The following is a 14,005-nucleotide window of genomic DNA, read 5'->3' as shown; positions in this document are numbered from 1 at the left end:
AATTATTTAACATCCTGTTATAATTTAATTGAAGAAATGTTAAAATTCCCTTAAACAGGAGCCTTGAATACTGTCATAGCTTTGCACTCAGTTAATTTTTGAATATGAGAAAAGTAAAGATTGTATTGGGATTGTTGTTTTTGGGCCTGGGCACACTGAGTTATGCACAGACTACCCAGGCGGCTATCGTTGGGAAGGTCACCGGCGTCAATAATAAAGCGCAGGATAAAGTTAAGGTTACTATCATCAATGAATCTACCGGTTTCCGGACAGAGACCGAAACCAATTCAAAAGGGGAGTATATATTTAAAGAAATTCCTTTGGGAGGGCCTTATACGGTTATAGTTAACGATGACAAGAAAGAAGGCTACATGCTTAACTTAGGCGACCAGGTAACCGTGGATATGAACCTTGGAAATGAAAAAGCCATTGAAGAAGTGGTTATTTCCGGTAACCTCAAAAATAAAATAGGCAACCTCGGAGCGGCTACGGCGGTTACTGCTAAGAATATAGCGATCCTGCCGGTTAACGGAAGAAACTTTACCAGCCTTACCGAACTGTCACCTTTAAGCGGAAAAGGCGGGAATTTATCCGGTCAGCTGGGCTCTTCCACCAACTTTACCATCGATGGGATGACTGCCAAGAATCCAACTTCTGCAGGTTCCACTACAAGCCGTAGCGGTGCACCCTATTCAATTTCCATAGAAGCTGTAAGGGAATTTAAAATTGTGACCAACCAATATGATGTAACATTAGGAAGAAGCGGAGGAGGAACGATCAGTGCGGTAACGAAATCCGGAACCAATACGTTTTCAGGAAGTGCCTGGGAATACCTGAGGACAGGATGGCTGTCCAGCAAATATGACATCAGAGGGAACGTAAGGACCAATGACTTTTCCACTTCTCAGTTCGGGTTTTCACTCGGTGGCCCGATCATTAAAAATAAACTGCATTTTTTCGCTGCCTGGGATCATCAACTGGACTCCAGACCGCTGATCATTGCGGATGTACAGACAAAAGAGGATGCTTTAAGGTTTAATGTAACCAATGAAACCCTGAACAATATCCTGAATATAGCAAGAGCCAAATATGGTGTGGGAAGTTCTCCGCAGTTCGGGACTTTTGATAAAGTAAGGAATTCCGATGCCGGATTTTTACGCCTTGACTGGCAGATCAGCCCAAAACATTTGCTTACCCTGAGAGATAACTTTACATATGACCTGAATAAGAATGGCCTTGTGGACAATACAGCCATTAACTTTTTTGAATCCTATGGAAACGACAGGAACCTCGATAACAGTTTGCTCTTGACCTTACGTTCTAATCTGAAGCCTAACCTGACCAACGAACTGAAAGGTCAGTACCTGTATACGTTCCAGGACAGCTACCAAAATGACCAGCTTGGTCATCCTGTTCCCAGGGCCATTGTTGAAAGGGTACCTTCTACGATTGACGGAACTAATCTTACGACCAATATTCAGATCGGAGGACACCGCTTTGGCCAGGAAAATTTCAGGAACAACGTATTCCAGATTGTAGATAACCTTTATTATAACACAGACAAGATCAAATACACCTTTGGTGTAGACATGATGTATACACATGCAAAATCGGTTTACGGAAGTGAGGTGAACGGAAGGTTCCAGTTTTTAGGAACAGATAATTTTAACAATCTTACTCCATACAGGTTTTACCGTGAAGTTCCTCTGGTAGAAGATCCGTCAGTAAAATCAGGGATTTGGAACCTGGGTGTTTACGGACAGATTCAGACAAAAATAGCGAGAGGGCTTGATTTAATGGCCGGTCTGAGATTCGATTACGGAGGTTATCCTAAAGCGGAATTCAACCAAAAGCTCTATGATGAAATGGGAATACGTACAGACAACCAGATCCGTTCATTCATTATCCAGCCTAGATTTCAGTTTGACTGGAACATCAACGAAGGCAATAAAGATTTCCTGAGGTTCGGAGCAGGGATATTCTCTTCGGATATCAACAATTATATGATTATCAACAACCTGGTTTTCGATGGCAGGCATTTGGCCACGGTAGATGTTAATCCAACCGCCATAGGCCTCACTCCCGATTTTGTAAGTTACAGGAATGATTACAGTACGGTTCCTTCACTATCGCAATATCAGTTACCGACGATTAACTATACCGGAAAAGACGCTAAGATCCCATTGGTTTATAAAGCCAACATTTCTTATACGCATTTCTTTAACGAAAGATGGAGGGCCGGAATTGCAGGGTATGCGGCATTGGGAAGAAACAACTATTTCTATTATGACAGGAATATGGTGGCCAACCCATACTTTACCCTGGATAATGAAGGAGGAAGAGGGGTATTTGTTCCTTTAAGCACCGTTAATGCCAACGGTACCGTGAACTGGAAGGCGGGCAGGATCAACCAAAACTTCGGACGTGTACTTGAGCTGGTAAGCGACGGTAAAGTGAATCAGTTCTCCTTTGTGCTGGATACAAGTTACCGCTACTTCAAAGATGGTGAAATAACGATGAGTTATACCTGGTCCGATATCAGGGACAATACATCCTATAACGGAAACGTAGCCAATTCCGCCACTTTGTTTACCATGATAGAAAGCGATCCTAGAAACCTGAAAATGACCTATTCGGACAATCAGTTCCGTAATAAAGTAGTGTTATACGGGAACTCACCGACTTTTGCAGGCTTCACGATAGGAGTACGGTATTCAGGAATCGGAGGCACGCGTTTTTCTCTTACTGCAGGAGGAAACGTTAACGGGGATTTCGTGGATTCAAACGACCTGGCTTACATTTTCCCTAACCTTACCCAGACCTTGCTGGATAATCCTGAGGTAGGCAAAGCCTTAAAGAATTACATTACCGATTATAACAATAAAATTGCTGAGCGTAACGGAGGGAAGAACGGATTCTACGGAGTTTGGGATGTTCGTATCGCTAAAAAAATCAAGTTTGAGAAAATCGGCGGCTTTGAGCTTTCTGTAGATATTTTCAACGTAGCCAACCTTCTGAATAAAGAATGGGGAGTCAATAAATCATACGGAAATATGTCGCTGTACAGAATTGCAGGATTTGATGCTTCGGCGAAACAATTTAAGTATAATCTGAATACCAGTGGTCTGGCTCCTTTAAGCGGAAACCCATACCAGATCCAGCTGGGAGCCAAATATACCTTTTAAAATTTAATGTAATTTTCACAATGCCTCCAATGGCTTACGGTTTTTAATTGTTTAATTTTGTATTATGAAGAATTTTATTTTAGGTATCACCCTGTTAAGTACAGTCCTAATGAACGCACAGACTCAGATTATTGCCCACAGAGGGTATTGGCAGACCCAGCCCCCTACAACGGAAAACTCATTGAAGTCACTGCAGAATGCACAGCAGTTAAAGATTTACGGCTCTGAATTCGATGTGCACATGACCAAAGACGGTGTGCTGGTAATAAACCATGATGATCATCACGGGAAAATGGAAATTTCAGAAACAGACTTCAAACAGCTTGAAGAACAGAACCTGTCCAATGGTGAAAAGTTTCCTACCTTAAAAAGCTACCTTAAACAAGGAAAGAAGGATAAAGCCTTGCAGCTGATCATTGAAATCAAACCTGCGAAGACTAAGGCACTGGAAGATGAACTGGTAAGAAAAACCATCGAAATGGTGAAGGATATGAAGCTGGAAAATCAGAGTCAGTTTATTTCATTCAGCCTGAATATCTGTAAGGAAATCAAGAAAATCGAACCGAAATTTAAAGTTCAGTATCTGAACGGTGAGCTTTCTCCTAAACAGATCAAAGAGGAAGGACTGGATGGTTTAGATTACCACTACAGCGTTTTTGCAAAAAATCCAACCTGGATTGCTGAGGCTAATGCGCTGGGACTGATTACCAATGCATGGACTGTTAATGACCCAGCAATTTACCAGCAGCTTAAAAGTCAGGGAATTAAATTTGTGACGACCAACATTCCTGATCAACTAAAGAATAAATAAAATTAAGTTCATATTGTATCTATCCTGTTTCTGAAAAGAAACAGGATTTTTTTATGATCGGTAATGTATTGCATACCATGATTATAGAAGATTAATGCTTAATGAAATGTCAGGTGTATGTGATGTAAATTAAAATTTTAAATATTTTATATTAAAAATACTTAATTATTTTAACATGAAGTCAATCAAAGCAGTATACATATATGTTAAAGATAAATTCATATTTCGTTTAATAATTATTTAATAAATGTTAAAACACTGTTAAAGCCATACTCATAATGTCATTCTAATTTTGCGCAAACAAAAATAATATGCGTAAAGAGACACACAAGCTGTTGGTTTTATCGCTGTTAGGATTGGTCAGCGTCAATCTTTCGGCTCAGCAAAAAATTAAAAAAGACACCATCAAAAACATTGATGAAGTAGTAGTGACTGCTTTGGGAATCAAAAGGAATGATAAGTCTTTGGGATATGTAGCTGAAAAGATCAACTCTGAAGAAATCCTGAGGACCCAGAACAACAACTGGGCACAGTCCCTGGAAGGAAAAGTGGCCGGACTGAAAATACAGACAGCCGGAGCCGGTCCGCTGGGAAGTGCGCTGATTAAGCTGCGTGGAGATATTTCCATGAATATGGACCAGAACAACGCCCTGATTGTCGTAGACGGAGTTCCGCTGAACGGAACCACTACCGGGACCGGTTTCTCTGCTTATGGAGCAGGCTCTAAGGCAGACTTGCCGATCGACTATGGAAATGGCCTTAATACCATCAACCCTGATGATATAGAATCCGTTACCGTACTGAAAGGTTCTACAGCTGCCGCATTATACGGATCCCGGGGAGCTGGCGGAGCTATCATGATCACTACGAAATCCGGGAAAACCAAAAAAGGAAAGATTCAGATTACATTGAATTCTTATTCAAGCTATGATACGGTACTGAAATGGCCGGACTATCAGTATGAATATGGCCAGGGAACCATGCAGAAAGATGCCTCCGGAAACTATTACTACTCATACGGCGCTTCAGCAGACGGTGTCAATACCGGTTCTACCAGCAGTGCATTCGGGCCAAAATTCGCCGGGCAATCTTACTTTCAATATGATCCTACCGTGGAAGGTCAGAGCCTTCAACGTCAGCTGTGGAGGCCGTATAAAGATAACATTAAAGGCTTCTGGCAGACCGGAACTACCTTTTCCAATAACGTTGCGCTGGAAAGTTCCAATGAAAATACTTCATTCAGAACTTCACTCACCTATCTGAAAAATGAATGGATGATGCCCAACACCGGATTCGACAGGCTAAATGCCGCGCTTTCCTTTGATCATAAGCTGAATGAAAAACTAAAAGTAGGGGTGAAATTCAACTACAGCAAAACATCCAGCGATAACCTTCCGGCTACGGGGTACAGCAACCAGTCCATCTCTTACTTCATGATTTTCCAGAACCCGAACGTAGACCTGGCCTGGTACTCGCCGATCTGGAAAAAAGATAAATACCAGATCGATCAGATCCACCCGTTCAGTTCCTATATCGATAATCCTTACCTCATCGCCTATGAAATGCTGAATGGCGTAGATAAGCACTTCATCACCGGCAATGTAAACCTTAATTATAAATTCACGAAGAACTTCGAGGTAATGCTGAGGTCAGGGCTTGAGCTGACAAACGAAGAACGTACCCAGAGAAGGCCGTGGAGCTCTGCAAACTATCTTCAGGGAATGTACCGGGAGCAACATATCAAACAGATGGATATGAACAATGACATCCTGTTTACCTATAAAAATAAGTTCAAAGATTTTGATTTCAGTGCTTCCGCAGGGGGAAACATCCGTTACCTTGAATATACCATGGGCGATTATATGGCAGACGGATTGCTGAGACCCGGAGTTTATACCCTTCCGAACGGAATTGCAAATATCAATAAAATTGCCGCTCCCGGAGACCGGCAGGTGAACAGTACTTACGGATTGGTTAACATCAGCTATAAAAACAGAGTATTCCTGGACTTAACTGCCAGAAACGACTGGAGCAGTACGCTTCCTAAGGAAAATAGGTCTTATTTCTATCCTTCGGCGGCAACATCCGTTATCCTTTCCGATATTTTCAATTTGGCATCCAACAACTTCAACTACTGGAAACTGAGGGCATCATGGTCCAGGGTAGGAAACGATACCAATCCTTATATGTTGGTGAAATACTACAACAACAGTAATTTCAACGGCTCTGTGGAATCTCCCTCCTTATATCCGAATCCGAATCTGAAACCGGAAATGCTCACGAATATGGAAGCAGGGATGGATTTCAGCCTTGTTAAAAACAGGATCAATTATAGCATCACGGCATACCAGAATAATAATAAAAACCAGATCATCAGGATTCCGGCCTTATGGGAAACAGGATACAGCAGCAGAGTGATCAATGCTGGGGAAATCAGGAACCGCGGACTTGAAATGACTTTGAACACCTATCCGGTTAAAAATAAAAATTTCTCGTGGAGCGTTAATGCCAACTGGTCCATGAACAGAAATAAGATCCTGTCGCTTCCAGAAGAGTTTCAGGGCGAGCCTTACATCATGGGAAGCGTAGGAGGTGTGGTGTACTATAATGCGGTAGTCGGCGGATCACTGGGCGATATGTACGGTTACGGGCTCATGTATTCGCCGGACGGGCAGGTAGTTTTTGGCAGCGACGGCCTTACTGCAAAGCCTACCAAAACGAAAAAGATCGGTAATGCATATCCGAAATGGAGAGCGGGTATCCAGAACGAATTCAGGTACAAAAACTTTACCTTGAGTTTTTCATTTGACGGACAGTACAAAGGTATTGGCTATTCACAGTCCCACCACAAGATGACCGAACAGGGTAAGCTTACCCATACGCTGATCGGAAGGGATAATCCTGGTGGCCTGATCGTGGGTGAAGGCGTTGTGCAGAATGCAGACGGATCTTATTCCCCGAATACCAAAGGGATTCCTGTGTCCACCTATTACGCGGATTACTACAGGAGAGCCAACGTTGAAACCAACTCTTTCGATACTTCTTTTGTGAAGCTGAGGGATGCACGGATTTCCTATTCTTTCCCCAAGAGCGTTACCGAACAGCTGAAAATCACAGACCTTACGCTGGCATTGTTCGGAAGAAACTTATGGATGTGGACGAAATTCCCTCTCTTCGATCCGGAAGTCGCCACGCTTAATGACAGCCAGATTACACCGGGAGTGGAAATTGGGCAGCTGCCAACAGCAAGAACGGTAGGTATTCAGTTAAATGTTAAATTCTAAATTTTAAAATCATGAAAAAGTTATTATTCAATATAGTTTTGATCGCAGGTATCGCATTCACTTCAGTTTCCTGTGACAGAAGCCTGGATGAGGTAAATGTGGATTCCAGCAGGATCAGTGATCCGATTGCGGCTAAATTACTGGTTCCGATACAGTATAACCTGGCTTCACTCAATTATATGAGAGCCAATGATTTTACTTTTGATATCATGCAGGTTTCCCTTGACTTCCCCAATGAAGGGAACTCTTTAAGCCGTTATTATATCACTGAGAATACCGGTGCAGGATTCTGGAACAACAGCTACAAATGGCTGATGCAGATCCAGGATATGAAACGCGCGGCTGAAAGGGATAATGATCCTAATTACCTGGCTATTTCTATGGTGCTCAATGCGTGGATTTATTCCAACCTTACAGATACGTATGGAGATGTACCTTTTTCTGAAGCGTCAAAGCTGGATGACGGCATATCGCAGCCTAAATTTGACCGCCAGAAGGATATTTATATAAAACTGCTGGATGACCTTAAAGTAGCCAATGCACTTTTTGTGACCACAAAACCATTGAACGGCAGCGACCTTTTCTATAAAGCTGAAACGGATGCCAACGGAATCCTGAACTGGAAAAAATTCTGCAACTCTCTTTCATTAAGATTGCTGACAAGGATCCTCAGTAAAAATGGGGAGGTCAACGTATATCAGAGGATTCAGGAAATTGTAAGCGATCCTACCACTTATCCTTTGTTCCAAAGCAATAATGATACGGCAAAACTGGATATTTCGGGAGTTTCCCCCTTGCTTCCGCCTATCACCAGGCCGCAGGATTTTACGACCGGAAGAGCAGCTTCAGAATTCTTTGTAGAGACGCTGAAGTCAAACAATGACCCTCGTATGTCTATGTTTTTCTCTCAGGCCAAAAACCTGAGTAATGTCAATATCGGTTATAAAGGAGCTCCTTCCGGCTATCAGTTCGGGACGGTATTCAATTACCAGCCTTCAAACATGAACCAGAATTTAGCCAAAGCATCGCTCAAAATCCTGATCTATCCGTATGCGGAACTCCAGTTTATCCTTTCAGAGCTTGCCTTCAAAGGAATTATTCAGGGAAGCGCACAGACGTATTATGAAAACGGAGTGAAAGCGATCATTGAACAGTGGGGAGCAACCGTTCCTGCCAATTATTTTTCCAATACCAATGTTGCTTACAATGGTACCCTGCAAAGAATCATGCTCCAGAAATATGTGGCGCTGTTTTTTGTAGACCAGCAGCAGTGGTTTGAGAAAAGAAGGACGGGATTTCCGGTATTGCCTAATAACGGAGGTTTACTGAACAACGGAAACCTTCCGCAAAGGCTCATGTATCCTCCGAATCCTAAAATCCTGAATACGGACAGCTACCAGAATGCTGTACAGCAGATGGGAGGAGATGATATCAACATCAAAGTGTGGTGGAACAAATAAGTCACAAACAATTAATTTAAACAAGCAACATGAATAAACGATTTTTAATGCCTTGTCTGCTGATCTCTGCGCTGGCATTCTCACAGGCTTCCGTTTCAGGATATGTATATGAGGACGGGAACAAAAACCAGAAGAAAGAAAACCGTGAAAGAGGAATTGAAGGAGTAGCCGTTTCCAATGGGGTTCAGGTCATATTAACCGATAAAAACGGAAGGTATAGCTTACCGGTTCAGGATGGACAGACCATCTTTGTCATTAAACCTTCCGGATATATGACGCCTGTCAATATCAATAATCTTCCTCAATATTACTACCAGTATAAGCCGAAAGGTTCACCGGCCGACTTTAAATATAAAGGTTCCGCACCAACAGGGGAGCTTCCTAAGGAGCTGAACTTCGGCCTCTACAGACAGAACGAAAGCAAAAATTTCGATATCCTCGTATTCGGGGATCCTCAACCGCACAGTGAGAAAGAGCTGGATTATTTCAGGAGAGCCATTGTAAACGAAGTTAAAGGTACCAGGAAAAATGCGGTGTTCGGAATCAGCCTGGGAGATTTGGTGTGGGACAATCTAGGGCTGCAGAAGCCTTATGCGGATGTGATGAAAGAAGTGGGCCTTCCGTGGTATAATGTGATAGGGAACCACGATATGAATTACGAGGCCAAGGAAGATTCGCTTTCGGATGAAACGTTTGAATCTAACTTCGGTCCGGCCAACTATTCTTTCAATTACGGAAACGTCCACTTCATTGTCCTGGATAACATCCTGTACCCGGACCCGAGAGATGGGAAAGGATATTGGGGAGGCTTTCGCGAAGACCAACTGAAATTTGTTGAGAACGATCTGAAACTGGTGGATAAGAACAAACTGATCGTTGTTTCTTTCCATATTCCTTTGGAAAAGACCAGAGAAGAGAATTTCAGGAATTCTGACCGGCAGAAACTATTCGATTACCTGGCTCCGTTTAAAAATGCCTTATTGCTTTCTGCACATACCCATATTCAGCAGCAACTTTTTTATGGAAAGGAAACCGGGTGGAACGGGTCCAGAGACCTTCATGAATACAATGCAGGAACTACCTGTGGCGACTGGTGGTCCGGAACTTCTGATGACCTTGGGTTGCCGACAGCAACCATGAGGGATGGTACAGCGAAGGGCTATTCTTTCATCAGCTTTAACGATAACGAATATAAGATCAAATATAAAACGGCAGGAAAACCGGAAGATTACCAGGTTAATCTGTATGTTCCTAAAGTGATTCCGTTTCCTTCGAGAACATCGGCAAAAATCCTGGCGAATTTCTTCATGGGAAGCAGAAAGGACAAAGTAGAATACAGGATAGACGGAAATCAATGGGAAGTAATGCAGTATGATGAAACCGTGGACCCAAGCTTTGCCATGTCAGTTTTCAAATGGGATGTTACACCGAATATTTTCCCGGGAAGAAGGCCCTCCAATCCGGAAATGTCAAAACATATCTGGACAGGGGACTTCCCTAAGAAACTCTCTTTAGGGAAACATAAAGTTGAGGTAAGGGCAACAGATATGTTCGGCAACCCGTTTACTGCTTCAGAAGAATTCGAGGTTCAGAACCCGATTCTCATTCCTTAAGTTTTTCATTTTTTACTATACTTTCAAGTGAAACCGGTCCTGAAAAGGGCCGGTTTTGTTGTCGGTACTTTCGAAAGACCCAAAAATGAAGATCTATAGATTCCGAAGTTAGTATAATTCCGGTTTTATCAATGATCAATTGAATCTATAGATTATGAGGTTATGTAAAAAACATCATTGTTAATCTATTTTAAAAAAATCCTTTCGTAAATTTGTGTAAACATGTAAAAATTAGGAATACAATGAACTTAAAAGGTAAAAATGCCATTGTTACCGGTGGCGGAAGAGGGCTTGGAAAAGCGGTTGCGGTTGCACTGGCTCATGAAGGAGTGAATATAGGGATTACCGGAAGAAATGAAGATAATCTTAAAAATACGGTGGAGGAGATTGCCAAGTTGGGTGTAAATGCTACCTATGCTGTTTTCAGCATCGATGATGAGCAGGCTGTCCATAAAGGAATTGCTAGTCTGGCTGAAACCCTTGGAAGCATCGATATTCTGGTAAATAATGCGGGGATCGGAGATTTCGGCAGTATAGAGGAAATGCCTTCCGAAACCTGGGGACAGGTGATCAAAACCAATCTTTTCGGAGTATATTATGCTGCGAAAGCTGTCTATCCTTTCATGAAGGAAAAAGGACAGGGAGACATTGTGAACGTAGCTTCAACGGCCGGACTTAAAGGTGGACCGAATATGTCTGCATATGCTGCTTCCAAAGCTGCAGTAGTATCACTGTCTCAGTCGATGATGGCAGAATGGAGAAAACAGAACATCCGTGTCATCACTCTTACGCCGAGTACCATTGCATCGGATATGAGCATCCAGGGAGGCCTTACGGACGGAAATCCGGAAAAAGTGCTCCAGCCGGAAGACTTTGCAGAATGGGTGAGGGATATTCTGAAAATGAACAGGAGGGCTCTGATTGCCAATGGTTCCATTTTCTCAACCAATCCATAAAACAATTCTCAGAATAAAAAACCAGCGAAACGAAGTTCGCTGGTTTTTTTTACCCTGTATAAAAAAAATTATCAATCATCATTCATCACCTATTAAATTGTCCCCTGCCTATATTCAAAACAAAATCCAGGCGTTATTTGGATTTAAAACTATAAATCAAAAAAGTAGTTTTATTTTTGCAGTAAATTACTCACATGCAAAATTACTTAGAATTCAGTTTCAAAATTTCCCCGCTTCAGCCCTGGAATGAAATCCTTATGGCAGAACTTATCGAAATAGGCTTTGACAGCTTTACGGAAGAGATCGACGGAATTTTGGGATATGTTCAGAAAGAAATATTCAATGAAGAAGAACTAAAGGCCCTGCCTCTTTTTGAAAACGAAAATGTACAGATAGAATATACTTTCCAGGAAATGCCGAATATCAACTGGAATGAAGAATGGGAAAAGAACTTCGAGCCCATCAATATTGATGATAAAGTATTGATCCGGGCGGAATTCCATGAATCCGTTCCCGGAATGCATGAAATCATCATCCAGCCGAAAATGTCTTTCGGAACAGGGCATCATCCTACGACCCACCTGATGATCCAGCAGATGATGGAGATGGATTTTAAAGGAAAGAAAGTATTGGACATGGGTTGCGGAACTTCCGTGCTGGCTATTTATGCCAAGCAGATCGGAGCCGGCGATACAAAGGCTATCGACATTGATGAATGGTCGGTAGAAAATTCAAAGGAAAATGCAGTACGGAATGGAGTAGAACTCGATATTGAACTCGGTACGGCGGATAATCTGGGTAAAGAGCACTTTGATATCATTCTGGCTAATATCAACCGGAACATCCTGATTTCCGATATTCCTACTTATGTCAATGTCCTCAACGAAGGCGGTCTGCTGTTGCTTTCAGGACTGTGTTTCTTTGATGTGGCTGATATCCTGGAAGTCTGCAAAGAAAACGGGCTGGAACTTATGAAACAGCTTCAGCGGGAAGAATGGGTAAGTTTGCTGCTGAGAAAATAACGCTTAAAAGATAACCTGATGAAATCTTTATTCACTTTTATGCTGATAGGCCTGGTGCAGGTAATTTCCGCTCAGGAACAGGAATATGCCTATTCTAACGGAGTCTTTAATTTTGAAGACAACAAAACCCAGAAAGTCTTTACAGAATGGGCACGTGTGCGTCAATCGCCGGATGTCAGGGCTCAGGTGTCAGATTCCCTGCAAACCAATCAGCAGGTTTTAGTTCTTCAAAAAGGAACTTCTGCACTTCAGCTGGGAGAAAGGGCAGCTTACTGGTACAAGGTATCCTATCAGAAAGACGGTGTAGTAAAGGAAGGATACATTTGGGGTGGAAACCTGGCCATAGGTTACCGCAACAAAGACGGATATGATTTTCTCTTCGGGATTTCCAAAACCATTGACAAGGCGGATAAAAAATTCAATCAGGTGTACAAACAGAATATTGCTACAGTCAAAGCCATGCAGGGTAACCACCTGGTCAGCGAGGTAACCTTCGATACCGGTTCTGCTGAAAGCCTGAGTTATGCTACTTTCACTATTGAAAGCAATCACAAACTCAAAGAGGTACTGTTTACACTTAAAGCTTCCGTTTCCGGGGAAGCGTGCGGTATTCCGGGCTATGACCAGTATATCCTCTTCAAAGATCAGAAGCTCATTGCACTTCCTCAGCTGATGAATGTAGGGGATGCCGATGTATATTATCATGATGAAAAATTTATTTTCCCCAATGATAAGGGCGGTGTTCCCAATGCTTTTATCCTGAAAATGGATGAAATGGAGCGGGATGACCAGGACCGGGAAAAGAAGAAGAAATCTTTGAAGACCTACGTTTGGGATGGCAATACTTATACGCTGAAATAAATACTATACATAAAATCCCCTGAAAGGCAGCTTGCTTTTCAGGGGATTTTTTATGGAATAAATGGACGCAATGTCAGCATAGAAGCTTTATTTGGCTTTTCAAAATCGACAATTTCCTTTTCTTTAGGCAATTCATTGGTACGAAAATCATTAAACCTTTCTGGTATCCCAATCGGTATTACCAACTAAAGTTACATAACGATAATGATTCAAATTTTCCAGGAAGATCAGGAAATACGAAATTATTTCAGAGAAGTGACCAATATAATATTTTTATAAGAATTTAGAATATAACAGTACCACATTCGGAATAAACAAACAAAAAACCTCACAACGAGCAGTTGCAAGGTTTAGTGAGCGCGAAAGGATTCGAACCTTTGACCGTCTGCTTAGAAGGCAGATGCTCTATCCAGCTGAGCTACGCACCCTAAAAAGTTGTTGAAAAAAGTCGGGGCGGCAGGATTCGAACCTGCGACCTCCTGGTCCCAAACCAGGCGCGATGACCGGACTACGCTACGCCCCGATTGAAGTCATCATTGTAACAAGAATTACCTTGTTTTTTGTGGGTGCAAATATAGGAGTATTTTGTGAATTCGCAAAACTTTTTTAGAAAATTTAATCGCTAGGGTAAAAGGCAGAAAAATAAACAGAGAAAATAATTTTAATTTATGGTATTTAAATTAAAATAGTTCTTTTAATGAGATTAGATTATTAAATATTTTAATTTATTAATAAATATTTAAACATTGTTAAGTATTATTAATAAATAATTGATTTTGTTAACTGTTTTTTTGCTAGATTTGTAGCGTAAAA

The 14,005-nt window shown here is 41.9% G+C and carries 8 protein-coding genes and 2 tRNA genes; 8 read left to right on the top strand and 2 right to left on the bottom strand.

Annotation, left to right across the window (positions count from 1 at the left end; all coding sequences use genetic code 11):
* The first annotated feature begins 104 nt into the window (after nucleotides 1–104).
* The 8 genes from QE404_RS11405 to QE404_RS11370 all read left to right on the top strand — a co-directional run bounded on the left by QE404_RS11405 (nucleotide 105) and on the right by QE404_RS11370 (nucleotide 13,192).
* Nucleotides 105–3,185: a TonB-dependent receptor gene (locus QE404_RS11405; protein WP_307450550.1), complete on the top strand. Its 3,081-nt coding sequence runs from the start codon at nucleotides 105–107 to the stop codon at nucleotides 3,183–3,185.
* A 64-nt stretch (nucleotides 3,186–3,249) separates the two neighbouring features.
* Nucleotides 3,250–3,996 carry a glycerophosphodiester phosphodiesterase gene (locus tag QE404_RS11400; protein ID WP_307450548.1) on the top strand — a complete coding sequence of 249 codons (747 nt, stop codon included), beginning with the start codon at nucleotides 3,250–3,252 and terminating at the stop codon, nucleotides 3,994–3,996.
* Nucleotides 3,997–4,307: 311 nt separating this feature from the next.
* A complete protein-coding gene (locus QE404_RS11395; RefSeq protein ID WP_307450546.1) occupies nucleotides 4,308–7,280 on the top strand; it encodes a SusC/RagA family TonB-linked outer membrane protein in 2,973 nt (990 codons plus the stop codon).
* 11 nt (nucleotides 7,281–7,291) lie between these two features.
* Nucleotides 7,292–8,740, top strand: coding sequence for a SusD/RagB family nutrient-binding outer membrane lipoprotein (locus QE404_RS11390; protein ID WP_307450544.1), 1,449 nt, complete (start codon nucleotides 7,292–7,294; stop codon nucleotides 8,738–8,740).
* 29 nt (nucleotides 8,741–8,769) lie between these two features.
* Entirely contained in the window at nucleotides 8,770–10,353 is a 1,584-nt protein-coding gene (locus QE404_RS11385) for a calcineurin-like phosphoesterase family protein (protein WP_307450543.1), read from the top strand.
* Nucleotides 10,354–10,595: 242 nt separating this feature from the next.
* A complete protein-coding gene (locus QE404_RS11380; RefSeq protein ID WP_307450541.1) occupies nucleotides 10,596–11,309 on the top strand; it encodes a 3-ketoacyl-ACP reductase in 714 nt (237 codons plus the stop codon).
* Between the two features lie 194 nt (nucleotides 11,310–11,503).
* Nucleotides 11,504–12,331 (top strand): 50S ribosomal protein L11 methyltransferase, encoded by an 828-nt coding sequence (gene prmA, locus QE404_RS11375; RefSeq protein WP_307450538.1) that lies wholly within the window; start codon nucleotides 11,504–11,506, stop codon nucleotides 12,329–12,331.
* 18 nt (nucleotides 12,332–12,349) lie between these two features.
* The gene (locus tag QE404_RS11370) at nucleotides 12,350–13,192 is read left to right on the top strand and encodes an SH3 domain-containing protein (protein WP_307450536.1); all 843 of its coding nucleotides are present in this window, start codon (nucleotides 12,350–12,352) and stop codon (nucleotides 13,190–13,192) included.
* Nucleotides 13,193–13,546: 354 nt separating this feature from the next.
* Here QE404_RS11370 and QE404_RS11365 read toward each other — a convergent pair.
* Nucleotides 13,547–13,620, bottom strand: a tRNA-Arg gene (locus QE404_RS11365).
* Nucleotides 13,621–13,640: 20 nt separating this feature from the next.
* A tRNA-Pro gene (locus tag QE404_RS11360) sits at nucleotides 13,641–13,715 on the bottom strand.
* Between the last annotated feature and the right edge of the window lie 290 nt (nucleotides 13,716–14,005).

The sequence above is a fragment of the Chryseobacterium camelliae genome, assembly GCF_030818575.1.
In the GTDB taxonomy this organism is placed as follows: domain Bacteria; phylum Bacteroidota; class Bacteroidia; order Flavobacteriales; family Weeksellaceae; genus Chryseobacterium; species Chryseobacterium camelliae_A.
This window is presented reverse-complemented; position numbering and strand designations above follow the sequence as displayed.

Excerpts from the sequence above, each read along its gene's own strand:
- QE404_RS11370 (WP_307450536.1), top strand. The coding sequence starts at position 12,350 with ATGAAATCTTTATTCACTTTTATGCTGATAGGCCTGGTGCAGGTAATT.
- QE404_RS11400 (WP_307450548.1), top strand. The coding sequence starts at position 3,250 with ATGAAGAATTTTATTTTAGGTATCACCCTGTTAAGTACAGTCCTAATG.
- prmA (WP_307450538.1), top strand. The coding sequence starts at position 11,504 with ATGCAAAATTACTTAGAATTCAGTTTCAAAATTTCCCCGCTTCAGCCC.
- QE404_RS11380 (WP_307450541.1), top strand. The coding sequence starts at position 10,596 with ATGAACTTAAAAGGTAAAAATGCCATTGTTACCGGTGGCGGAAGAGGG.
- QE404_RS11385 (WP_307450543.1), top strand. The coding sequence starts at position 8,770 with ATGAATAAACGATTTTTAATGCCTTGTCTGCTGATCTCTGCGCTGGCA.
- QE404_RS11405 (WP_307450550.1), top strand. The coding sequence starts at position 105 with ATGAGAAAAGTAAAGATTGTATTGGGATTGTTGTTTTTGGGCCTGGGC.
- QE404_RS11395 (WP_307450546.1), top strand. The coding sequence starts at position 4,308 with ATGCGTAAAGAGACACACAAGCTGTTGGTTTTATCGCTGTTAGGATTG.
- QE404_RS11390 (WP_307450544.1), top strand. The coding sequence starts at position 7,292 with ATGAAAAAGTTATTATTCAATATAGTTTTGATCGCAGGTATCGCATTC.